At 39.0% G+C, this 23,429-nt stretch carries 22 protein-coding genes; 3 read left to right on the forward strand and 19 right to left on the reverse strand.

The features are described 5' to 3' along the window. Positions 1-2: 2 nt before the first annotated feature. The 3 genes from F606_RS0107430 to F606_RS0107440 form a co-directional block, all read right to left on the reverse strand. Entirely contained in the window at positions 3-3,095 is a 3,093-nt protein-coding gene (locus F606_RS0107430; protein WP_019553255.1) for an efflux RND transporter permease subunit, read from the reverse strand. Further along, positions 3,092-4,195: an efflux RND transporter periplasmic adaptor subunit gene (locus tag F606_RS0107435; protein ID WP_019553256.1), complete on the reverse strand. Its 1,104-nt coding sequence runs from the start codon at positions 4,193-4,195 to the stop codon at positions 3,092-3,094. The genes F606_RS0107430 and F606_RS0107435 overlap by 4 nt, the downstream gene beginning before the upstream one ends. 164 nt (positions 4,196-4,359) lie before the next feature. Then, the gene (locus tag F606_RS0107440; RefSeq protein WP_019553257.1) at positions 4,360-4,977 is read right to left on the reverse strand and encodes a TetR/AcrR family transcriptional regulator; all 618 of its coding nucleotides are present in this window, start codon (positions 4,975-4,977) and stop codon (positions 4,360-4,362) included. Between the two features lie 531 nt (positions 4,978-5,508). Between F606_RS0107440 and F606_RS22250 the strand changes: the two genes are divergently transcribed. The 3 genes from F606_RS22250 to F606_RS23340 all read left to right on the forward strand — a co-directional run bounded on the left by F606_RS22250 (position 5,509) and on the right by F606_RS23340 (position 7,606). After that, complete coding sequence (locus F606_RS22250) at positions 5,509-5,961, forward strand: MarR family winged helix-turn-helix transcriptional regulator (protein WP_019553258.1); 453 nt, start codon at positions 5,509-5,511, stop codon at positions 5,959-5,961. Between the two features lie 345 nt (positions 5,962-6,306). After that, positions 6,307-6,939 (forward strand): hypothetical protein, encoded by a 633-nt coding sequence (locus F606_RS20740; RefSeq protein WP_019553259.1) that lies wholly within the window; start codon positions 6,307-6,309, stop codon positions 6,937-6,939. A 217-nt stretch (positions 6,940-7,156) separates the two neighbouring features. Next, complete coding sequence (locus F606_RS23340; protein WP_169558421.1) at positions 7,157-7,606, forward strand: hypothetical protein; 450 nt, start codon at positions 7,157-7,159, stop codon at positions 7,604-7,606. A 473-nt stretch (positions 7,607-8,079) separates the two neighbouring features. Here the strand turns inward: F606_RS23340 and F606_RS0107460 are convergent, their stop codons facing one another. The 16 genes from F606_RS0107460 to lepA all read right to left on the reverse strand — a co-directional run bounded on the left by F606_RS0107460 (position 8,080) and on the right by lepA (position 23,388). Then, entirely contained in the window at positions 8,080-8,367 is a 288-nt protein-coding gene (locus tag F606_RS0107460; protein WP_019553261.1) for a hypothetical protein, read from the reverse strand. A gap of 274 nt (positions 8,368-8,641) precedes the next feature. Continuing rightward, on the reverse strand, positions 8,642-9,139 hold the full coding sequence (locus F606_RS0107465) for a hypothetical protein (RefSeq protein WP_019553262.1): 498 nt from the start codon (positions 9,137-9,139) through the stop codon (positions 8,642-8,644). A 6-nt stretch (positions 9,140-9,145) separates the two neighbouring features. Further along, positions 9,146-10,144: a flotillin-like protein FloA gene (gene floA, locus F606_RS0107470; protein WP_019553263.1), complete on the reverse strand. Its 999-nt coding sequence runs from the start codon at positions 10,142-10,144 to the stop codon at positions 9,146-9,148. An 18-nt stretch (positions 10,145-10,162) separates the two neighbouring features. Then, positions 10,163-10,822 carry an NfeD family protein gene (locus tag F606_RS0107475; protein WP_019553264.1) on the reverse strand — a complete coding sequence of 220 codons (660 nt, stop codon included), beginning with the start codon at positions 10,820-10,822 and terminating at the stop codon, positions 10,163-10,165. Between the two features lie 272 nt (positions 10,823-11,094). Then, positions 11,095-11,547, reverse strand: a complete 453-nt coding sequence (locus F606_RS0107480) for a GatB/YqeY domain-containing protein (protein WP_019553265.1) — start codon at positions 11,545-11,547, stop codon at positions 11,095-11,097. A gap of 22 nt (positions 11,548-11,569) precedes the next feature. After that, complete coding sequence (rpsU, locus tag F606_RS0107485; RefSeq protein WP_019553266.1) at positions 11,570-11,749, reverse strand: 30S ribosomal protein S21; 180 nt, start codon at positions 11,747-11,749, stop codon at positions 11,570-11,572. Positions 11,750-11,838: 89 nt separating this feature from the next. Next, positions 11,839-12,189 carry a histidine triad nucleotide-binding protein gene (locus F606_RS0107490; protein WP_019553267.1) on the reverse strand — a complete coding sequence of 117 codons (351 nt, stop codon included), beginning with the start codon at positions 12,187-12,189 and terminating at the stop codon, positions 11,839-11,841. A 104-nt stretch (positions 12,190-12,293) separates the two neighbouring features. Further along, positions 12,294-13,586 carry a tRNA (N(6)-L-threonylcarbamoyladenosine(37)-C(2))-methylthiotransferase MtaB gene (mtaB, locus tag F606_RS0107495; RefSeq protein ID WP_019553268.1) on the reverse strand — a complete coding sequence of 431 codons (1,293 nt, stop codon included), beginning with the start codon at positions 13,584-13,586 and terminating at the stop codon, positions 12,294-12,296. A gap of 3 nt (positions 13,587-13,589) precedes the next feature. Next, positions 13,590-14,333 (reverse strand): 16S rRNA (uracil(1498)-N(3))-methyltransferase, encoded by a 744-nt coding sequence (locus tag F606_RS0107500; RefSeq protein WP_019553269.1) that lies wholly within the window; start codon positions 14,331-14,333, stop codon positions 13,590-13,592. Further along, the gene (gene prmA, locus F606_RS0107505) at positions 14,330-15,274 is read right to left on the reverse strand and encodes a 50S ribosomal protein L11 methyltransferase (protein WP_019553270.1); all 945 of its coding nucleotides are present in this window, start codon (positions 15,272-15,274) and stop codon (positions 14,330-14,332) included. Before prmA ends, F606_RS0107500 begins: the two co-directional genes overlap by 4 nt. Before the next feature lie 157 nt (positions 15,275-15,431). Continuing rightward, positions 15,432-16,577 carry a molecular chaperone DnaJ gene (gene dnaJ / locus F606_RS0107510; RefSeq protein ID WP_019553271.1) on the reverse strand — a complete coding sequence of 382 codons (1,146 nt, stop codon included), beginning with the start codon at positions 16,575-16,577 and terminating at the stop codon, positions 15,432-15,434. Positions 16,578-16,696: 119 nt separating this feature from the next. Next, positions 16,697-18,550 carry a molecular chaperone DnaK gene (gene dnaK, locus F606_RS0107515; protein ID WP_019553272.1) on the reverse strand — a complete coding sequence of 618 codons (1,854 nt, stop codon included), beginning with the start codon at positions 18,548-18,550 and terminating at the stop codon, positions 16,697-16,699. Between the two features lie 64 nt (positions 18,551-18,614). Further along, the gene (gene grpE / locus F606_RS0107520; RefSeq protein WP_019553273.1) at positions 18,615-19,235 is read right to left on the reverse strand and encodes a nucleotide exchange factor GrpE; all 621 of its coding nucleotides are present in this window, start codon (positions 19,233-19,235) and stop codon (positions 18,615-18,617) included. An 84-nt stretch (positions 19,236-19,319) separates the two neighbouring features. Continuing rightward, entirely contained in the window at positions 19,320-20,345 is a 1,026-nt protein-coding gene (gene hrcA, locus F606_RS0107525; protein ID WP_019553274.1) for a heat-inducible transcriptional repressor HrcA, read from the reverse strand. Positions 20,346-20,449: 104 nt separating this feature from the next. Beyond that, positions 20,450-21,589 carry a radical SAM family heme chaperone HemW gene (gene hemW / locus F606_RS0107530; protein ID WP_019553275.1) on the reverse strand — a complete coding sequence of 380 codons (1,140 nt, stop codon included), beginning with the start codon at positions 21,587-21,589 and terminating at the stop codon, positions 20,450-20,452. 2 nt (positions 21,590-21,591) lie between these two features. Further along, positions 21,592-23,388 carry a translation elongation factor 4 gene (gene lepA, locus F606_RS0107535; protein ID WP_019553276.1) on the reverse strand — a complete coding sequence of 599 codons (1,797 nt, stop codon included), beginning with the start codon at positions 23,386-23,388 and terminating at the stop codon, positions 21,592-21,594. Positions 23,389-23,429: the final 41 nt, after the last annotated feature.

Here is a 23,429-nt window from a genome sequence, read left to right on the forward strand (position 1 = left end):
TATCATCTCCAACTTGCTTTAGTTTGTTGACCTTCTTTACTTGGTTCCGCTTTATACCATGTTGCATACATAACCGGCAGTACCAATAAGGTCAATATTGTAGCTCCGGCTAAACCGAAAGCAATAGCAACAGCCATAGCTCCCCACATAACGCTTGAAACCAATGGAATCATAGCCAAAATCGCTGCTGTTGCTGTAAGTAAGATTGGTCTGAATCGCATAATTGTAGCATTAATAATTGAATCCCAAAGTGTTTGACCTGCATTAAGCAATTGATCAATCTGGTCAATAAGAATTACCGAATTACGCATGATAATTCCTGCCAACGCTAAAATTCCCAATTGAACAACAAATCCCATTGGTCGTCCTGTTAAAATCAAGCCTATTGACACCCCGATAAGTCCTAATGGTGCAGTTAAAAGTGTTAATACCATCTTGGGAATGCTCTGCAATTGTGTCATCAAAATAAGCATAATTATAATGAACATAGCCGGTATAGGTACAGCGAGATATTTAGATGCCTTAATACTATTTTCCATTGAACCATCAAAGTCAATACTGTACCCAAACGGCAGATTATCGCGAACATCTTTTAACTCATCATATACCGCTTGTGTGACATCATTTCCCGTTACTCCTGATTTTACTTCTCCCTGTACTATAATCATCGGTTTGAGATCATAGCGATAGATAAGTCCCTCTTCCGCTTCATAGTTTATTTTAGCAATCTGATCGAGCGGAACATACGTACCATTTACTGTACGGATATTCAGGTTTTTAAGATTTGATGGATCGTTTCGTTCCAAATTTTCAGAACGCAAAAGCATCTTGACCGTCTTATCTGTTTCTCTAAATTCAGCAATAGACGTACCCGAAACATTTGTCTGTAAAGCCCCTTTTATGGTTTGACTTGTAATTCCGAGAGCCCTCGCTTTATCCTGATCAATAGACAGATGAATCACCTTTGATTTTTCATCCCAGTTAAGTGCTGTCTTAGCTATCCCCTGGTTTTTCATCATTACGTTCTGTACATTTTCAGCAATTTCCCGTACTTTATCAACATCATAACCTCTGACCCTGAGCATAACCGGATACTCAGCCGGCGGTCCATTGCTGAGAAGTTTTGTATGGACGCGTATCCCCGGTAGATTTTTCTCTGCATTTTCTTTTATTTTTGCATCCAGTCTGTCTCTGGCTTCCTTGTTTTTAGCAACAATAACAAACTCGGAAAAATTTGTTTTATTAAATACCGGCTCATAGGCCAATACAAAACGCGGTGCTCCTTCACCAACATGATAGGTGTAATAATCAATATCTGCATCACCCTTGAGCGTCTGAGCAAATTGATTTGCTCCCGCTTCGATATTTTTTAAAGAAGCCCCTTCTTGTAATTGCAGCTGTACGATAAGTTCCGGTCGCTTTGTCGCGCCAAAGAATTCCTTTTTTACATGCCCCAGAAGCGCGCATGATCCTATAAAACAAATGAGTGTTACGATAAGCACCTTTTTACGATGCGTTAAAAATAAAATTAGTATTTTTTTGAACTTATTATAAAATCTGCTATCATATACAGACTTTTCAGGTTCACCATCTTTGCTTTCAATGGGTTTTACCTTGATAAATTGATATCCCAATAATGGTGTTACTGTACCGGCAACAATCCATGAGATAAGCAGCGATGCCGTTATAACCTGGAAAATTGACCCTACCGCTTCGGCTGCACTGCCAGGCGAAAAACCAATAGGAATAAACCCTGCACAAGTAACCATGGCACCACATAATCTTGGATAAGCCGTAGATGTATAAGCAAAGCACGTTGCATTAAACCGTGTCCAGCCTTGCTCAAGCTTTACGGATATCATTTCAATTGTAATAATTGCATCATCTACAAGCAGCCCCAGTGCAATAATTAGAGACCCCAGCGAAATATTCTGCAAAGATATGCCGTCTAAATACATAAACCCAAATACCGCAGCAATAACCAGAGGAATACAAAGTGCAACGATGATTCCCGAATGTACTCCCAGACTCGCAAAACTAACAATTAAAACAATGATGATGGCTTCAGCCAACGAATGAACAAATTCATTAATAGACGAGTCTACAACCTTTGGTTGATTCACTGTCTGATTTAGTGTTAAACCGGCTGGCAGTTCCTTTTTTATCTGGGCAACAGTTTTTTCTAAATTATCCCCCAGCGTCAAAATATTTCCACCAGACTCCATTGCAAGAGCAATACCAATGGTCGGCTCACCGTTATAAAACATTTTCGGATCCTGCGGTTCTGCATAACTGCGTGTTATTTTTGCAATATCACCCAAGCGAAAAGTTTTGCCATGTGCAGAAATAGGCGTATTACTAATGTCCTCTGCATCCTCGAACATTCCTGTAACTCTCAGGTATAAATCATCTGAATGTGTTTCCAGCATGCCCGCTGGAATCATTGAATTTTGTCCTTGCAATGTCTGCGCAATCAGATTCGGATCAATTCCAAGCTGAGCAAGTTTACTGTTTTCAATTTCAATATAAAATTTTTCAGTCTGAACACCGATAAGCTTAACTTTACGAACACTCGGCGTATCCAGCAGCATGCGTCGAATTTTTTCTGCTTTCTCACGTTTTTCTTCATAACTATAATCATTGCCCGTCAATGTATAAACAACACCGTAAACTTCATCAAAACGATCATTGAAGATTGGTTCCAACGCGCCTTCTGGTAAAGTTCCCTTCATATCATTGACCATATTACGAGTTTCCAGCCATAGATTACGTATTTGTTCCTTTGGAACGGTATCTTTTACATTTACATAAATTACAGTCTGCCCCGGCATAGAATAACTTTTCAAATAATCCAAACCAGGAAGATCCTGTAACTTCTTTTCAATTTTATCTGTTACCTGTTCTTGCACCTCACCAGCAGTTGCACCTGGCCATGGCACACTGATGACCATTTGTTTGATTGTAAAATCAGGATCTTCCAACCGACCAAGATTTTTATACGAAAATATCCCCACGACAAAGAGCAGCACCACAAAGAAATATATATATTGTTTATGGTTTAGAGCCCATTCCGTTAAGTTGAAGCTTTTTTTCATAACGAGTCACCACCGGATTTTACTTTTTGACCTTCTGTCAGCATATGTACACCTTTTGTTACAATGCAGTCACCTTCTTGTAAGCCAGATAAAACTTCAACAGTATCAGATCCATAATTACCAACCTGAATCGGGCACAAGGAAAGTTCATCATCTTTAATTTTCCAAACTGCCGGAGTTTCGCTATTTTGATAAATTGCATCAATAGGAATTTTCATCAAATTACCACCGCTCCGCGGTATACTTACGGTTGCCGTCATGCCAAGTTTCATGTCAGCTGGTGGACTTGGAATACTAATCCGCACTTTAAAGGTCCGTGTGCTTGGATCTGCCATCGGTGCAATTTCTCTGACAAAACCACTTACACTTTCATTGCCTAAAGCCCAAAAATTCACTTTAATATCCGGTGCCTGTCTTAAATCTTCAATACGATTTTCCGGCACATTAATTTCTATTTCACGTTCACCATCTTGTACTAAAGTGACAACAATCTGTCCCGGACTTACCACTTGTCCGACTTCGGCGGAAATACTCGATATGACACCTGATTTATCAGATTTCAGCAAACTATAGTCCCTCTCATTAACACTCTGCGCGTATTGCGCCTGTGTCTGTCGTACTCTTGACGCACTTACATTATAGGCATTAACATATTTATCATAGGTTGCCTGACTGATAACTCCTCCATTAACTAATTCCTGATAGCGGCTTAAATCGCTCTGTGCAAGTTCCAACTCCGATTGTGCGGAATCAACCAACGCAGAATTGTTATTTACTGTTTGCACAATATCCTTAGCATCAATCTGCATAAGCACATCACCTGCAGTTACTGAACTTCCCAGCTGTACATTTCTACTGACAATTTTCCCCTTTACCTGAAACGCCAGTTTACTCTCATAACGTCCTCTAACTTCCCCAGAATATGTATATTTTTGTGTGGCAGCATTTGCAGCAATTGTCATCGTATGTACCACAGTAATTTCTTCCTTGGCTACAGGTACTTCATCTTTTCCTCTCAACAAAAATATCACTGCAAATCCTATAATTACAGTACCTAACAAAACAGCTGCTTTTTTTCTCTTTTTTAAAATATTCAACATCTTCGTTTTACCACTTCCTATAGTTATATATTCCCCTATACTATTCAAAAAAACCTTTATAAATGGCCCTAATAATTATTTGACCGTGGTCAAATAATTAATTGAAAAAAACGCAACTCTAAACAAATTTTTAGAATTACGGTTTCTCTCGCATATTTTTTATTTTATAAATTAAAATGAATCGATCCTTCCTTGCTATGCAATAGATTTTCAATCATATTTTCTGTCATTCTTAGTCGCATTTGCAACATGTCACCAGGTAATTTTTTATAAAACATTTCAATAAGAAAACCTAAAATCAATATAAGAAATTCAAGTACAGCTTCTTCCTGTTCAACAAAGAACTCTTTTTTTTTCTTGCCTTCCGCAATAACTTTTTTCCCCATATTCATAAACGAATTTCCACAATAAGAAGTTACTTTTTCTTTAATATACAAGTTTTTCTCATCATAAAGAATACTTAAAAGTTCACCATCTTGATAAAAAACTCCATAAATTACTATCTCAAACATGCGTCCAATTTTCTCAGATGGCATAATGCTCTCTGAATCAATCATCTGTTTTATTTCACTTAAAAACAAATCTGAATGACGCTTCAGCAAGACTTCTAACAATTCCTCCTTCGATTTAAAGTAATAATAAAGCATACCTTTCGCTACACCCATTTCTTTAGCAACACCACTGATTGTAGTTTTACGATAGCCCATATTAATAAAGCATTTTTGTGCAACATCTAAAATTTCATTAATTCGAATTTCAGGGTCTTGTGGTGTTCTTGCCATCCTAATTCACATCCATACACTATATTTTGACCACAGTCAAATTATAGTGTATGGATACCATTTTTGTCAATAATTTTCCGTATTAAATTCAATTATTGTTTTGAGAAATCAGGAAAACATGATGACATAGCTTTGCCAAAACAATAATTTCATATATAAAAACAACGTACACCTAAGTACTTTTCGTTAGAAAATTTCGAGTATACTACTAGCTATATAGAATGCATTAAAGAAATTACATCCAGCATTCTGCCCGGAAGGGGGTATAGGGCATCGTTTGCTTCCTACGTAACGCCACTCAACCCTATACCCCCTTCCTGACGATTACCACATAAAATGTTTAATGCCATATATATAGATTATATTAATGCTTGAATTTATTAGCGTTAAATTGAACTTAATAATTTACGTGAATACTTCAAGTTTAATATAGACGATAAAAATTTTACAATATATAATATAAATAATGTTGTGTCGTTTCAATTTTTTAATTTAAAAATCACGATTCGTAGAAAGAAGGTCACTATTTGTATGGAATATGTTGATCGTAAAGAACTTTCCGCTAGATTTATTGATTCTTTTCATGCCTTTAATAGTAATTTTTTTCAAAAAATAAACTATCCTATAGCAGCTAATCACTGGATATCGTTATGTGTTTTAGATTCTTATGGACCATTGACCGCCACGGCATTAGGCAATCACTTATCTATTTCAAAGCAACAAGTACTTCAAATCATTAATAAATTATGTAAAGATGGTTATATTAGCCGTCAAACAGCTCTTAGTGATCGACGCTACAAAAATATTACACTGACCGAAAAAGGTCATAAAATTATTATGAACGAAATAAGACTATTAACATTGGTATTTGAAAATAAAATTGATATTTTAGCAGATTTAGAGCTCACAAAATTTGACGAAGCAATAAAAACATTTGTACCTTTGTTTGAGAAAATATATATAATTAATAAGGAACCTACGTAGCAAACGAAAGGACTATCCACTAAAAAAGAAGTATCTAAAAATTGGATAATAACCATTATTTTAAAATTTCAATTGAACGAATCATTCAATATTAATAGAATAGAATAAGTGTAGTTCTAAAATGTTATTTTTATGGCAAAACTCATTCGCAACTGAATTGTTGAACCGGAATCCGATTCAAAACTAACGGAGATTGTAAAAGTCAGTAACCCAAAGCCTTTAAAAGTGTTTTTAGAATACAAGTAAATCAGTACATGACAACGTCTAACTAAATACTTTAAGAATACAATTTAATTTTAAATAGTATTACACAAAAATTTTAATTGTGAGAGGAAGCTAATCATTATGAAAAAAATATTTATTAAATTATTTCCTATTTTACTTTGTACTACGATATTATCATTTATATCAATTGCCCCACTCTTCGCAGCAGCAGATACTACTACATCAACTACTCCGACTATGGCAACAGCAGCTTCAACCAAACATGCATATATCCCTGGAAAAACCAGGATTGTACTAGCATTACTTAATACAATAGATTCTAAAACAGCACATACTGGAGACATAATAAATTTTAAAACATTAGATAATGTTAAAATTAATGGTGTTATCGTGATTCCTGCAGGGACAATTGCGAACGGAAAAATAACAAAAGCTGTATCTGCTGGATCTTTTGGTAAAGGTGGCAAACTCGAGTTTTCTGTGACATCTATAAAAACTCTAAATGACATAGACGTCCCATTATCATGTAATGCCTCTTATGTCGGAACGAAACAAATTCAAAGCAGCAGTGGTATAAGTGCTGTCGGAAGTGCGGTACAAAATTTATTTTCAGGTGGCAACAATGTCCAGTGTTTGATGGGAATGAGCATTGACTCAATTGTTGCCACAGATACTGATTTAAATATATCTATTTCCGATTTATCGAGTACAATGCAAACATTTAAAGAACATGATGTAAATATCACCCTATAAGTCGCCCCCAGCCTCCCTTTTCCACGTCTCCAATTAAGCACGCAGCACTTATTGCAATAATATAAAATTGAAACGGCTGAGGATATTCAAAATGCACTGAAAAGTTTACTTGATGCTTCTATCAATTGACCGAACTTTCAACTTAATATTTGTCGAAAAATGCCGATATATTATTGGGTATATATAAAATCTAAAGTAATAAAAAGAAGGTGTATGTGTGATGTCAATATCAATCAGTACCCAAGCAGCTCCGGCAACTCAAGCAGCTCCGGCAGCCCAAGCAACTCCGGCAGCTCAAGCAGCTCCGGCAGCTCAAGCAACTCCGGCAGCTCAAGCAGCTCCGGCAGCTCAAGCAGCTCCGGCAGCAAAAGCAGCCCCGGTAGCCAAAACGAGTTCGACAAATACGACAAATGTATCAACTACGGTTACTTCAACTGATCCTTCTGTTTTGCAAAACCAAATAAACAAACTTTCAAGTGCTATAACACAATTACAGCAAAGTGGTGGAAGTGCAAGTCAGATCCAAAAGTTTCAACAAGCAGAGCAAACCGCTAAAAACCAAATCCTAAAGCAAACCCGTTTAGAGGAAGCAAAAAAAGCAGCTGAACAATCATCCAATATTCAAACAGCAGTTAAGGAAAATGGGGGTCTAGACATTCAAGCTTAATTTTTGAAAGTTGATAACTACAAAATTGGAGTTTCATGCTCGTTAAGATGGCATTCTTGATTTTGTAAAAACTCAATTTGGTGTAAAAGAATATATGATTTTTTCAAAGGGGAAAACAGTCAATAGGCTGTTTTCCCCTTTGTTTACATTATACTGATAAACTGGCCCTCTTGCGAGGCGGTAAAAAAACACGCCATTACCATCTGATACTGGCGATGCATCAGGTCGTTTCCGTCTCATAATATTGGCTGGTGTTGCTGACCTGAATGAAACAATATACCAGAAAGAATGTGTCTCAGTGCAAATTGATCCGCCTGCGAGGTAATTTAGTTCGGTGGTATCATCCCGCTTTCACCCGTTAAACTCCTCCCATGGCAGCACACCACAAAAAAGCGAGGTGTCACGCTAATTTCTTAGTGTGACACCTCATTTATCTATTTCAGTAATTAGTTGAACAAAACATTACCACAAACTCATAATTCGTGAGCTGGGCTAAGGGAAACATTTTCGCCGTCTGAACCATTGGTAGCATTACTTTGATTGCTGCCAGTACTCATTACATGAGCTACACTTGTTGATGTGTTTTGTTCATCCTTGTTAGTGACTTGCTTACCATCATTACTGCTACCATAAACAATACTCATATTTACGGTTGCTTGGTCTAACGCAGATGCATGCACTGCCGTATTACTAAAGCCTAAGCCAAAAACTGCTGCTGCCATAAGGCCACTTACTACTAATTTGTTTAAATTTTTATTCATGATATTTACTCCCTTTATTTCCATAGGTATATGGACTCTTTTTATATTTTAAGCAACTATCGAAAAACATTCTGTAAGTTCTCTGCGATAGCTTATGTTATATATATTACAGGTAATATGTGAAGATGTTGTGAAGAACTTTTGAAGATATTGTGTCTTTTTTATAGAACACGAAGCTCTTCTATCTGTCAAAACCAACACGCCTGATCAAATGAGAAAAAGCGAAACCTGTATGTGCATCACATACGAGTTTCGCTTTTTTATGGAAAGTTTCTTATTTATTTTTCATTTGATTGAAATAAGGATTTGGTACCGTTTGATAGGCTTTAGGACGTTCCAAAATTTGCGCGTAAGCCATCGCACTTAAAATCACATTTGTATGAATATCCGTCGATTGCTGATGATGCTTAACGGTTGCTGGTACCTTGGTTTCTTGTTCATACTGAGCATGATCTTTTGCTTTTTGTTCATGTCTATGCTCTAAATAATAAGCATATTTATTTTTTTCAGTCGCTATTGGCGGGCTTTGCACGATTACCTCAGGTTCAATATAAACACCTTCGGTTTCACGCTGTGGTGCGCCTTTTATTGGAGGAATGACGATATCGGGTTCATTTTTCTTTCCGCCAAAATCAACATCAATCCGGCGATTTTTCGGTGCTGATCTCGTTGGTACTGGCGGAACATGTTTTCCTTTTTTCTTATTACTTTCAATAGCATCGTTAATGACCGCAAACGCCACAAAAGCAATGACAATTAATACCAGTTCCATATTATCTTATTTCACCGGTGGCGGATTTTTAAGCTGTCCATCAGAACCAGCTTGGCTGATTGCTTCACGCATTTGCGTATCCGCATTAATATTTTTCAAATTATAATAATCCATCACACCAAGTTTACCTTCACGCAATGCGGCCGCCATCGCATGAGGAACTTCTGCTTGCGCTTCAACAACTTTTGCTTCCATCTGCTGGGTATAGGCTTTCATTTCCTGTTCGGTTGCCACAGCCATAGCACGACGTTCTTCTGCTTTCGCCTGAGCAATACGTTTATCTGCTTCTGCCTGATCCGTCATCAATTCAGCACCGATATTACGACCTACATCCACGTCAGCAATATCAATGGATAAGATTTCAAATGCCGTTCCGGCATCAAGCCCTTTTCCGAGTACTGTTTTTGAAATATCATCTGGATTTGCCAAAACATCCGTATGACTATTCGCTGACCCTACGGTCGTTACAATACCTTCACCAACTCTGGCAATAATAGTCGGTTCCCCGGCACCACCAACAAGGCGGTCAATATTGGCACGAACGGTAACTCGTGCTTTAATTTTAAGTTCAATCCCGTTTTTAGCAACTGCCGAAACAATCGGTGTTTCAATCACTTTCGGATTGACGCTCATTTGTACGGCCTGCAACACATCACGACCAGCCAAATCAATGGCTGCCGAACGTGCAAAAGGGAGTGGTATTTCGGCACGGTGAGCCGCAATCAAGGCATCGATTACCTTGTCTACATTCCCACCAGCTAAATAATGCGCTTCCAATTGGTTTACCGATACATCAATACCAGCTTTATTGGCTTTAATAAGTGGTAAAACGATATTCGATGGCGGTACACGCCGAAGCCGCATCCCCACCAATGTAAAAATTCCAACAGACACGTTAGCGGCAAGCGCTGAAATCCATAAACCTAATGGCACAAAATGCAAAAACAACATGACAAAGGCTACTACTACTAATAATAAAAACCCAGATCCTAAAATCACATCCATAAAAACACCCTCCTCTACTTAACTTTGTTCATTTTCTACTTTCATTTTTTTCCGAACGACAATTCGACTGCCATTGACCATAATCACAGTAATGGCTTCACCTCTTTTGATATAAGTCCCCTCAGAAACCACATCAAAAGGCCCCTCCTCAATAATGGCAGTTCCAGCTGGACGAAGTTCCGTGAGTGCTATACCATTTTTACCTAATAAATAGGTATAGTCTTTGGCACTCACATAGCCGCGTGTCGCCGTTGAAGTATCCGTCAGCAGAACTTTTTTCCACAAACGGCTCGATGGCAGCTTTTTTAAAATCAATGCAAACAGGATGATTGCAATCACTACAGCCAGTAAAATAGCATAAATTGCTTCACTCGTACCGCCGAGAGACAACACTAAACTATAGAGCATCGCACCAATACCAATACCCGCAAAAATCCCTGCTCCTGGCGTCAGCATTTCAATGCCAATGCATAAAACCCCACCTAAAAATATTGCTATTTCATAAAAGCTGACCAGTCCATTTACATATTGACTGCCGAAAAACACAGCCGCGGCAACAATCCCCAGCAAGGTTCCCAGTCCCATACCACCAGTTTTTATTTCAACTAAAACCGCTAAAAACATAATGGCTACCAATAAGATTTGAACTACCGGCAAGCCCATCACTTCAATTTGCATAACATGACTCCTTCCCGTTCAGCTACTGAACCAATTTGATCTCTATTTACAATCTATATAGAACTCATTTCACACATATATTTAATTCCACAAATTCCTCATGAATCCCTGCATTTTCGAAAGATAAGCAGTGAAAAAAACTGACATCGTGTAAAAACGATGTCAGTTTTATGAAAAGCATAGCGACTGCCAGCAATTCTATGAAATTTTACAACACCCCGTCAAACAAGATGAGGTTCGTTCATTGCATCTGTTTAAAACAGTCTTTATTCTTATAGATTCAACATTTCGCGTACAATGGTATTCACAAGCTTACCATCTGCACGACCTTTAACTTTAGGCATCAAGAGTGCCATTACCTTGCCCATTTCTTTTTGTGATGAAGCACCGCTAGCCGTTACAGCTTCCTTAACAAGGCTGCGAATTTCATCTTCAGAAAGTTGTACAGGCAGATACGACATCAATACTACAATTTCAGCTTCAACTTGCGCAACAAGATCTTCGCGATCTCCTTTTTTGAATTCTTCAATAGAATCTTTACGCATTTTGACTTCTTTACTGATGATATCAATTACTCCATTGTCATCGAGTTCTTTTTTACCATCAATTTCGACTTGCCGAAGTGCAGACCGAACCATACGAATTACAGAAAGACGTTGCTTTCCTTCTTCTTTCGCTTTCATGGCTGTCTTCATGTCTTCAGTCAATTGTTCTTTAAGTGACATTAAAATTCCCCCGAAACGAAAATTAAGCTTTAAATTTGCGTTTGCGCGCAGCTTCGGACTTCTTTTTACGTTTAACACTAGGTTTTTCGTAATGCTCACGTTTTCTAACTTCAGCTAAAGTACCAGCTTTTTGGCAAGTACGTTTAAATCTGCGGAGTGCACTATCGATTGTTTCGTTTTTTCCAACTTTAACTTCTGACATCTATTTCTCCCCCCCTCCACTTGACATGGGAGTGTACTGCTTAACTACACCTAAATATTATACATGAACTAGGGTTTTATTGTCAACTCTTAACCTGGTGGCCATGTCATTGATCTTCCACCTAACAAATGAAAATGGAGATGCGGCACCGTCTGTCCGCCATCGGCTTTGGTATTGACCACGACACGAAATCCCTTTTCATCCACGCCTAATTCTTTAGCAATCTTCGGAATTACTTCACCCATAATATGGGAAAGCAATCCTTGATCTGAAGCAGCAACATCCAGGAGGTTAGCAATATGCTTTTTTGAGACAACCAGCACATGTATAGGTGCCTGTGGTTCTAAATCCTTAAAAGCAGCAACAGATTCATCTTCATAAACAAACTTGGTTGGTATCTCCTTGTTTGCTATTTTACAAAAAATGCAATCAGTATGCATAATGCACCTCCTTTCGGTAAAAAAATCTTTCCAGATACAGTTTATACTGTATCTTTGTTTACTTCGGCTTTTTTTAGCATATTCCTGCTAAAAAATAAATTTTATCAACAAATTTTTCCCCATAAACCATCACGATATATTTTTTCAATATGAACTTGATAAATTTCGCCACAATCAATTCGGTCATTGACATAAACGCGAATATAATTTCCTGTAAGTCCATCAAAAACCCCATCATGATTTGCTTCAAATAAGACAGAAACATCCGATCCAATAAAACCTTCATGAAAAGCTGCCGCCTTCGCATCTGCCATTTTCTGCATGATATGAACTCGCTGTTTTTTTACAATTTCGGGAACCTGATTCTTCATCGTGGCAGCTGGGGTGCCAGCCCGTTTCGAATAAGGAAAAACATGCATCTTGGCAAAATTCATAGATTTCGCAAATGCCAGCCCCTGTTCAAACATTTCATCTGTTTCACCAGGAAATCCAACAATAATATCCGTTGATATCGCAATCCCTGGTACAGATTCTTCTACATACGTAATAAGCCGTCCAAACTCCTCGGTTGTATAGTGACGGTTCATTGCTTTCAAAATGTCATCCTGCCCTGCTTGCAGCGGTAAATGAAGATGCGGGCTAAAGCGATCATCAGCACAAATCAAATCAAATAAATCCTTTGATAATTCAATAGATTCCAGTGAACCCAGCCGCAATCGTTTTAAGTTTGGTATTGTTAAAACAAGACGTGCTGCATCAACTAGATTGATATTGCCCAAAAAATCACGCCCATATGCCCCCAGATGAATTCCCGTTAAAACAATTTCTTTAAAACCCGCCTCGACTAATTTTTCTGCCTCGGCTTTAATACTGCTTAATTTTCTTGAGCGCAGTGGGCCACGAGCATACGGGATAATGCAGTACGAACAAAAATTTGAACACCCCTCTTGTATTTTAAGGAAAGCCCGTGTACGTCCCGGCATATCAAATAAAGGTATATCTTCAAATTCTGTGGCTTGCATAATATCCGTAACATCTGTGATCAGATTATGTTCTGCGGCAGCGCGTTCAACAAGATCAACTATTTTGCTTCGTTCTTTCGTACCAATAACAACATTCACGCCATCAATAGCTTGAATCTGTTCTGGAGCAATCTGTGAGTAACAGCCTGTTACTGCAATAATTGCTTTGGGGTTAAGCCTTTGGGCACGACGAATCAGCTGTCGTGATTTTTTCTCGCCCAAATGCGTAACCGAACAAGTATTAATAATATAAAAATCGGCTTGATCCGCAAAAGAAACCGTTTCGTAGTTTCTTTTTTTGAATAAACCTTCCATGACTTCAGTTTCAAATTGATTTACTTTACATCCTAAAGTCGTTAAGGCAACTTTTGGCAAAACTTACAAACTCCTTCCACCTAGATCTCCATTTTCATACATAACGATGCTCACAGCTGCTAATGATGCTGTTTCGCTACGTAAAATACGAGGTCCCATCGTCACTGTATGAACTCCATTTTTTAGACAAAGCTCCACCTCTTCTGGTGTGAACCCACCTTCGGGGCCAATCAAGACAAAAAATCGTCGTGCTGTGTTATGTCTTAAAAAATCACGAATTGGAACATCCGCCTGACCTTCATAGCAAATAAAGGCTGCTGTATCTGGATCTAAGTTTTCTAATACTTCTTTTAATCTAACAATCGGCTCTACAACCGGTTGTATCGTACGTCCGCATTGTTTTGCAGCCTCATCGGCAATTTTCTGCCATTTGGTCCTTCGTGCTATTTGTTTTGCTGCATCATATTTAACTACACAATTCGTACTGATGACTGGCACGATTGAACTTACACCAAGTTCCACAGCTTTTTGAGCAATAAAATCCATTTTATCCGCCTTGGGCAGACATTGTGCTAAAACAACCTCAATGGGAGCTTCTGTATTGGCATCCATTTGTTTAAGGCATTTTAGGGTTATCTCCCCATTGGCAAAAGCAATAATTTCAGTCTCAGCAATCATTTGTGAGGCATCCACCACAACCAGCTTCTGACCAATTTTAGCGCGCAAAACATGCATAATATGATGTCCATCTGTACCACTTATTTTGATTTCATCCGCTAGCAATCCATCAATAAAGACTCGTCTCACACTGTCGGTCCTCCATTACGAATTACCATAGCAGCCCAGCCGCCTTCTTCAAGCACCCGATCAACCAAAAGGCCATGTGCTATAACGGCTTCCGTAACATCACCAAGACGATCGGCAATAATACCGCTGGCAATCATGGTACCGCCTATTTTAAGTTTGTTGGGAATATCATCCAGTAAAACAATGATGATATCAGCAATAATATTGGCAATGACGATGTCCGCTTTTCCTTCAACACCTTTTAAAAGATCACCGCGACCAACCGAAATGATTGAATCAGCCTGATTGATTGCAACATTTTCTTTCGCAACCGTAACAGCAACCGGATCAAAGTCCACCGCTGTGACTTCAGTAGCCCCTAGTTTAGCAGCAGCAATCGCTAAAACTCCAGACCCCGTACCAACATCAAATATCTTCATGCCGCCGGTAACGATTTCTTCTAAAATCCGAATGCACATAGACGTAGTTGGATGTGTCCCCGTCCCAAATGCCATGCCTGGATCAAGTTCGATAACTATGTCATCCGGGCTTGCCATATATTCTTCCCATGATGGCTTAATTACGATGATATCACCAATTTTTTCCGTATGAAAATATGTTTTCCAGTTATTAGCCCAGTCTTCATCTTGAATTTCACTATAAGAAATATCCCCTGCACCTTTATCAATATTATGACCTGCTAAGGCATCGACTTCTTTTTCAAAAGCACGAAGTTTATCATCCAATTCTTCGTCCATTGGCAAATAGGCTTTAACCGTAACAACTTCTGTATTCGTTGCTTCGGGGATATCCGTATAATCCCATATTCCTGAATTACGATATGTATTCACCAGTTCAGGATCTTCGATAACGACTCCTGAAGCTCCCAGATCATGAAAGATTTCCGCGATCAATTCCGTTGCCTCATGCGTTGTTCTTATACTAATTTCAGCCCATTTCACTATGCAATCTCTCCCTTAACAGTTATTCCAATCTTCACCTAAAACAAGCAAGGCCGAGGATATCCCCGGCTGCTTTTTTGCATTTCTTATTTTATTATATTTCAAAAGCAAAGTTTAGACCAGTACTTTTCTGAACGAATTCTATGTCCTGTTGCTTTTATTTAAAGAATTTTTTCAAATTATCGGTCCAACTCTTTTGCTCTGGATTGATATTTTCACCGCTGGCTGCACCAAACTCTTTTAAAAGATCTTTTTGTTTGCTGCTTAATTTTTGCGGCGTCAATACCTTGATTTTCACATGCTGATCGCCACGACCAGAGCCGCGCAGGAATGGAATTCCCTTGCCTTTTAGACGCAGAACAGAGCCCGACTGAATACCTTCTGGAATCGTCATTTCAACTTTTCCATCCAATGTCGGCACTTCAATTTTATCGCCTAACGTTGCCTGAACAAACGATACTGGCACTTCACATAGTACATCTACACCATCGCGTTTGAATAAACGATGCGTTTTGACAAAGATATACACATATAAATCGCCAGGACCACCGCCACGAATGCCAGCTTCCCCACCTGCTGAAACACGAATTCTCGATCCATTGTCCACACCTGCGGGAATTTTAACACTGATTTTGCGTTTAACGCGTTTCGTACCTTTACCACCGCAATCTTTACAAGGAGTTTTAATGATTTTCCCTGTTCCCTCACAGCGATCACAAACACGCGAGTTGACAATCCTGCCAAATGGCGTATTTTGTGCATACTGTACCTGTCCATTCCCATGACACTGTGGACATTCTTCTGGTTTTGTGCCAGCTGCGGCACCAGAGCCATTACAGGTTTTACATTCTTCGGTACGCGGAATATTGAGTTCCACTTCTTTACCAAAGGCAGCTTCTTCAAAGGCTATTTCCAAGTCATAGCGTAAATCACTGCCGCGTTCTGGTCCCGGTCGACGTGAACCACGACCTCCGCCATTACCGCCGAAAAACATGTCAAAGATATCACCAAATCCGCCAGCTTCCGCTCCGCCGCCAAAGCCGCCAAATCCACCAGCACCACCGCCGCCTGATCCATCAAATGCTGCATGACCAAACTGATCGTATTGTGCTTTTTTCTGCGGATTAGATAAAATTTCATAGGCTTCATTTACTTCTTTGAACTGTGCTTCCGCTTCTTTTTGATTATCCCGATTCAAATCAGGATGGTATTTCCGGGCCATTTTCTTAAAGGCTTTTTTAATTTCAACGTCTGAGGCACCTTTTTCAACACCTAAGACTTCATAATAATCGCGCTTACTCACTTCGCACCACCTAAACTCCTATATATGTCAAATTAACCGAATAACTCCGACTAATACTCAGCCGGAGTTATTGGATTTTCTATTTACAAATTTTTCTTCAATTGCTTTCTGGAAGTCTCTTATTTTTTGTCTTTTTCATCATCAACGACTTTGTATTCCGCATCCACTACATCGTCATCTTTTTTGCCAGCAGCTTGCCCAGCCTCAGGAGCTCCCTGACCTTGTGCTGCACCAGCTTGTTCAGCTGCCTGATATGCTGCTGCACTCATTTCGTAAAGTGGTTTTTGCAATTCTTCCGTTGCTTTTTTGATTGCTTCAAGATCCGTACCTTTTAAAGCTTCTTTTACAACTTCAGCTGCTGCTTGAATTTTTTCTACTTGTGTTTTATCGGCTTTATCGCCTAAATCTTTAATTGTTTTTTCGGCTTGATATACTAAAGAATCTGCATTGTTACGAGTTTCAACTTCATCTTTATGCTGTTTATCTTCCGATGCATGTGCTTCGGCTTCTTTAACCATACGGTCAATATCTTCCTTGCTCATGCCGTTGTCGGAAGTAATCGTGATTTTTTGTTCTTTGCCTGTACCCAAATCTTTTGCAGATACATGAACAATACCATTGGCATCAATATCGAAAGAAACTTCAATACGAGGCACACCTCTTGGTGCTGGTGGGATATCCGATAATTCAAAACGTCCCAATGTTTTATTGCCAGCCGCCATTTCACGTTCGCCTTGCAATACATGAATATCAACCGAAGGCTGACTATCCGCAGCAGTAGAGAAAACCTGACTTTTTGAAGTAGGAATCGTTGTGTTACGTTCAATAATTTTTGTGCAAACGCCACCCAATGTTTCAATCCCCAAAGAAAGCGGTGTTACATCTAATAATAAAACATCTTTTACTTCACCGACAAGAACCCCTGCTTGAATAGCAGCACCAATTGCTACACATTCATCGGGATTTACACCACGATGCGGTTCTTTGGCAAGATTTTTCTTGATGGCTTCCTGAACAGCAGGAATACGGCTTGAACCACCAACAAGGATAACTTTATCAATATCACTTGCAGTAAGACCTGAATCTTGGAGTGCTTTACGGGTAGGTTCCATTGTAGATTCGACAAGACTGGCTGTAAGTTCATCAAATTTCGCTCTTGTAAGCGTAAGATCCAAATGTTTAGGACCATTCGCGTCTGCTGTAATAAACGGCAGATTTATATTTGTGGAAAGTACAGTTGATAATTCCACTTTTGCTTTTTCAGCAGCTTCAATCAGACGCTGTGCCGCCATTTTATCTTTCGAAAGATCCATACTGTTTTCTTTTTTGAATTCTTCAACCATCCAGTTCATAACAAGCTGATCAAAATCATCACCACCAAGGTGATTGTTACCATTTGTAGCTTTTACTTCAAATACACCATCACCAAGTTCCAAAACGGAAACATCAAATGTACCGCCGCCAAGGTCAAATACTAAAATTGTATGTTCTTCGCCTTTATCCATTCCATAAGCAAGCGCTGCTGCTGTTGGTTCATTGATAATACGAAGTACTTCTAAACCGGCAATTTTACCCGCATCTTTTGTTGCTTGACGCTGGCTGTCGTTGAAGTAAGCTGGCACTGTAATAACAGCCTGTGTTACTGTTTCACCAAGATACGCTTCAGCATCTGCTTTTAATTTTTGTAAAATCATTGCTGAAATTTCCTGTGGTGAATAATTTTTTCCATCAACGGTTACTTTATAATCTGTACCCATATGACGTTTAATCGATGCAAACGTACGATCTGGATTTGATACAGCCTGACGTTTTGCTAATTGTCCAACTAAACGTTCATCTGTTTTCGAAAAACCAACAACGGATGGTGTAAGACGGCTGCCTTCTGTATTTGTGATAACAGTTGGTTCGCCACCCTCCATTACAGCCACAACTGAATTTGTTGTACCTAAGTCAATACCTATTACTTTTGACATGTAAAATTCCTCCTACTAATACTCATAATTGATTTTGCGATCATTTATTTTTATTTATCTAAAATTAATTAGCAACTACCTTAACCATACTTGGTCTGATTACCCGACCATGAACCGAATAACCTTTTTGCAGTTCTTCAGCAACAATATCATCTTCTTTATCCGCGTCTTCGACACGCATAATAGCCTGATGGAAATTCGGATCGAATTTTTCACCAACTGCTTTTATAGATTCTAGTCCATTTTTTTCAAGTGCTGCAAAAAATTGTTTATATATCATAGAAACACCTTCGCGAAGCGATGTTTCATCAGCTGATTCTACACTGATAGCACGCTCCAAATTATCTAAAAGCGGCAGCAAATCTTTAATTAAGCCTTGAACTACAAAGGTTGATAGTTCTTCTTTTTCTTGACGTGTACGACGACGAAAATTATCGAAATCAGCCTGCAGACGTTTTACACGATCTGCATGTTCCAAAACATCTTTTTGTTTTTGTTCCAGTTCAGCTTTCAATGTTTCGATTTCACTATTTACTTCCGTAGTCACTTCATCGGCCGTCAGTGTTTCTTGCTCGACAACTTGAGCTTCCTGCTGGTCTTCTTTCTCGGCCTTATCAATTTCTTTTTTCATCTCATCCATTATTACAGCATCTTTTTTCTTCAGTTCCTCTTTGAGAAATGCCATCTTAAAAACCTCACCTCTTTTTATCATTCAACTTAATTACTGTGACTTCTCATTTTATATCGTTTCTTTACAAAATGCCCTTACTTACCAACCAAACTCTTGTAAAACCTGTGATAAATTCTCATTCATAAAATCAAGCAAAGCGATCGTCTTCCCGTATTCCATACGAGTTGGTCCCAAGACTGCAATCGTACCTAAAAGCTCGCCATCTAAATGATACGTTGCGCTAATAATACTGCAATCTTGAATGCCACTATATTTATTTTCATGACCAATCGAAACACTCAGCCCATGACTTGTATTAGAATGTAATATATCACATAAGAGTTGTTCTTCTTCTAGCATCAATAAAATATTTTTGACTTTTTCAACATCACGAAACTCGGGTTGATTTAAAAGCTGCGTTGTACCACCTAAATAAATCCGCTCTTTTTTATCAACCATTAAAGCCTTATCAATCACATCCATCGCCGCATCAAATAAAGATGTATCCATGATATCATCTCTTATTTTACGCAAAGTAGCAGATGTGATCGAATCCATCGTGTGCCCCATTAAATGTTTATTTATGACAATAGCCATACGTTGAAAATCTTCAAACGCAGCACCAGATGGCACAAAAATAATTTTATTTTCAATAAACCCTGCATCTGTCATAATAACAACAATCACACGTTTCGAATCAAGCGGTAAAAATTGCAGACACCTAAAAGCAGCTTGTGATAACTGCGGTGCAAGCACCAATGAAACATTTTTTGTCATTCTTGATATAAGCTTTGCCGTCTCTTGAAAAACTTCTTCAACACGCTTTACTTTTGCCTTATACCAATTCCTGATTAGTGTAATTTCATTCTCCGTCATCGCCGCGGGAATCAATAAGTCATCGACATAAAAACGATACCCTTTTGACGATGGTATACGACCTGATGATGTATGAAGCTGTTCTATATAGCCGAGTAATTCCAAGTCGGCCATTTCATTGCGAATTGTCGCCGAGCTTACACCCAGATCATACTTGCGGGCAATTGTCCTAGAGCCAATAGGTTCTGCGGTGGAAATATAATCGTTAATAATTGCCTGGAGAATACGTTGTTTGCGCTCGTCAAGCATTTTTCCACCTCCTATTGTTAGCACTCTAAACTAGTGAGTGCTAATGTCTAATAAAAATGTACCACTCTTCCGGCAAAATGTCAACATTGTAAATCGTTTTTTTGTCATGTATCCAAAAGAAATTCAGCAAAAACCTGATTGCCATATTTCATACCCAATGCTGTCAAATAAACAGATCCGCCATCAACCGCCAGTAAATTTTTCACTTGCAGTTTTTTGATGACATCACCATATACCGTAAAAAGCGACTGACCAAAATTGTCCGCAAATTTTTCACACTCAATGCCCCATTTTGTCCGCAACGCTAAAAAACAGAATTCTTCCATTAAAACAGTGCTTGTCATGTCCTCTTCCGTCTCAGCTACGAGTTTTCCACTATTTACTGCCGCGATATAGGCTTTCACATCATGGGTATTGGCATAACGACAACCATCAATATAAGAATGTGCAGCCGCGCCAAGGCCAAGATAGGGCTGATTTTGCCAATACTTCAAATTATGCTGGCTATAGCACTTTGCTTTCGCAAAATTAGAAATTTCATAGCGTTCATATCCGGCCTCTGGCAAGACTGCCATAATTCGATCATACATCTGTTCCACAAGTTCTTCCGAGGGCAGTTCCAATCGACCTTGCTTTTTTTGCATAGCAAAAACGGTTCCGTCTTCTACAATTAAACCATAAATTGAAATATGTGCCACTCCTAAGTCCATAGCTATTTGCATGCTTTTTTCGAGCATAGCTAACGTCTGACCAGGCAACCCATACATCAAATCAAGGTTGATATTCGTAAATCCAGCAGCTTGTGCCAACAAAACAGACTGACGCGCTTCTTTTGACGTATGAATTCTGCCGATTTTGGCAAGCAGCTTATCCTCAAACGTCTGAACACCAAAGCTGATGCGATTGAGACCCGCCTGCCGGAGAGTTTCTAACTGTTGCTGATTCACCGTACCAGGATTTGCTTCGATACTGCATTCCATAGCCTCACTAAAGTGAAAAGCCTGCTTTACAGCTGCGAGAATTCGGCTCAGCATACCGTCTGACAATGTGGTGGGCGTACCGCCGCCAATATAAAGTGTATCAATGACCGCACAAGGCAAAAGAGCGCCTTGTGTAAGAATTTCCTTACACAAAGCGTCCGTATAAGCCTCTTTTAAATCTGCTATATTTGCAAAAGATGGGAAGTCACAATAAAAACATTTCTGCAAGCAAAATGGTATGTGAATGTATAGTCCCAGCTTCATAATCAATCAATCTTCAAAATCGCCATAAAAGCTTCCTGTGGAATTTCAACATTCCCCACCGACTTCATGCGTTTCTTTCCTTCTTTTTGTTTTTCTAACAGTTTGCGCTTACGCGTAATATCGCCGCCATAACATTTTGCCAACACATCTTTGCGCATAGCTCGTACAGTTTCCCTAGCAATGACCTTGTTACCGATCGCTGCCTGAATTGGAATTTCAAACATCTGCTGGGGAATAATCGCTTTGAGTTTTTCCGCTAGCTGACGGCCGCGCGAGGTTGCCCGATCAACATGAACAATCGTTGACAAAGCATCAACCGGTTCGCCATTTAACAGAATATCTAATTTCACCAGTTTTGATGTCTGATAATCGGTAAGTTCATAATCGAGCGAAGCATAACCACGCGTCGATGATTTAAGACGGTCAAAATAATCATAAATAATTTCACTCAAAGGAATATGATATTTGATAAGGACACGATTCACATCAAGATAATCCATATTCTTAAATTCACCGCGTTTATCTTGTGAAATTTCCATAACCGCACCAACATAATCATTTGGTACAATAATCGTTGCCTTCACAAATGGTTCTTCAATATGGTCAATTTCCGTAAGCGGTGGCAGATTCGCCGGATTATCAATTTTCAACAAATCACCATTGGTTTTATAAACATGATAAATTACACTCGGTGCTGTCGTAATGAGTTTTAAATTATATTCGCGTTCCAGTCGTTCTTGGACAACATCCATATGCAAAAGCCCTAAAAACCCGCAGCGATAACCAAAGCCAAGTGCCATCGATGTTTCCGGTTCAAATAATAAAGCCGCATCATTTAATTGAAGTTTTTCGAGTGCATCCTTCAAATTATCATAATCCGAACTATCCACTGGATACAACCCGCAATAGACCATCGGATTAATGCCACGATACCCCGGCAATGCTTTGGCGACTGGATTATCAGCATACGTTACGGTATCACCAACACGCACATCTTTTACATTTTTGAGGCTTCCTGCAACGAAGCCAACTTCACCGGCACTAAGTTCGCCCACATTAACTGGAGCTGGTCTGAAACAGCCTACATCCGTAACTTCAAAAACTTTTTGCGTAGCCATCATCTTCAGTTTCATACCAGGTTTAATGCTGCCATCCATCACACGGATCAAGGCAATAACACCTTTATACGCATCAAAATAAGAATCGAAGATCAAAGCACTAAGTGGTTTGTCTCGATCTCCCGAAGGAGCTGGAACTTTCGCTACAACCTGATCTAAAATTTCTTCAATACCAATCCCTGCTTTTGCACTGGCAAGAACTGCATCGGATGTATCCAGTCCAATTATATCTTCAATTTCTTTTTTCACTTTTTCTGGATCAGCACTTGGCAAATCAATTTTATTAATGACCGGAATAATTTCTAAATCATGTTCCAATGCCATATAAACATTCGCCAAAGTCTGTGCCTCCACGCCTTGCGCTGCATCGACGACGAGCAAAGCCCCTTCGCAAGCAGCCAAACTGCGTGAAACTTCATAGGTAAAATCAACATGCCCCGGTGTATCAATCAAATTAAGTTGATACATCTGTCCATCTTTGCCTTGATAATCAAGCCGTACGGTCTGTGCTTTAATCGTTATACCCCGTTCGCGTTCAAGATCCATGGTATCAAGAACTTGTGCTTCCATTTGACGTTTTGATAAAGTTCCTGTATATTCAATCAAACGATCCGCAATCGTTGATTTGCCATGATCAATATGAGCGATAATAGAAAAATTACGAATATTTTTAGTTTGCATTTTTTCCTCCTACGAGCTAATTACGAATACTATTTATAAGT

This window comes from Propionispira raffinosivorans DSM 20765 (genome assembly GCF_000381065.1).
Lineage (GTDB): Bacteria > Bacillota > Negativicutes > Selenomonadales > Selenomonadaceae > Propionispira > Propionispira raffinosivorans.

Excerpts from the sequence above, each read along its gene's own strand:
- F606_RS0107430 (WP_019553255.1), bottom strand. The coding sequence starts at position 3,095 with ATGAAAAAAAGCTTCAACTTAACGGAATGGGCTCTAAACCATAAACAA.
- F606_RS0107435 (WP_019553256.1), bottom strand. The coding sequence starts at position 4,195 with ATGTTGAATATTTTAAAAAAGAGAAAAAAAGCAGCTGTTTTGTTAGGT.
- F606_RS0107440 (WP_019553257.1), bottom strand. The coding sequence starts at position 4,977 with ATGGCAAGAACACCACAAGACCCTGAAATTCGAATTAATGAAATTTTA.
- F606_RS22250 (WP_019553258.1), top strand. The coding sequence starts at position 5,509 with ATGGAATATGTTGATCGTAAAGAACTTTCCGCTAGATTTATTGATTCT.
- F606_RS20740 (WP_019553259.1), top strand. The coding sequence starts at position 6,307 with ATGAAAAAAATATTTATTAAATTATTTCCTATTTTACTTTGTACTACG.
- F606_RS0107460 (WP_019553261.1), bottom strand. The coding sequence starts at position 8,367 with ATGAATAAAAATTTAAACAAATTAGTAGTAAGTGGCCTTATGGCAGCA.
- F606_RS0107465 (WP_019553262.1), bottom strand. The coding sequence starts at position 9,139 with ATGGAACTGGTATTAATTGTCATTGCTTTTGTGGCGTTTGCGGTCATT.
- floA (WP_019553263.1), bottom strand. The coding sequence starts at position 10,144 with ATGGATGTGATTTTAGGATCTGGGTTTTTATTATTAGTAGTAGTAGCC.
- F606_RS0107475 (WP_019553264.1), bottom strand. The coding sequence starts at position 10,822 with ATGCAAATTGAAGTGATGGGCTTGCCGGTAGTTCAAATCTTATTGGTA.
- F606_RS0107480 (WP_019553265.1), bottom strand. The coding sequence starts at position 11,547 with ATGTCACTTAAAGAACAATTGACTGAAGACATGAAGACAGCCATGAAA.
- rpsU (WP_019553266.1), bottom strand. The coding sequence starts at position 11,749 with ATGTCAGAAGTTAAAGTTGGAAAAAACGAAACAATCGATAGTGCACTC.
- F606_RS0107490 (WP_019553267.1), bottom strand. The coding sequence starts at position 12,189 with ATGCATACTGATTGCATTTTTTGTAAAATAGCAAACAAGGAGATACCA.
- dnaK (WP_019553272.1), bottom strand. The coding sequence starts at position 18,550 with ATGTCAAAAGTAATAGGTATTGACTTAGGTACAACAAATTCAGTTGTG.
- grpE (WP_019553273.1), bottom strand. The coding sequence starts at position 19,235 with ATGGCATTTCTCAAAGAGGAACTGAAGAAAAAAGATGCTGTAATAATG.
- hrcA (WP_019553274.1), bottom strand. The coding sequence starts at position 20,345 with ATGCTTGACGAGCGCAAACAACGTATTCTCCAGGCAATTATTAACGAT.
- hemW (WP_019553275.1), bottom strand. The coding sequence starts at position 21,589 with ATGAAGCTGGGACTATACATTCACATACCATTTTGCTTGCAGAAATGT.
- lepA (WP_019553276.1), bottom strand. The coding sequence starts at position 23,388 with ATGCAAACTAAAAATATTCGTAATTTTTCTATTATCGCTCATATTGAT.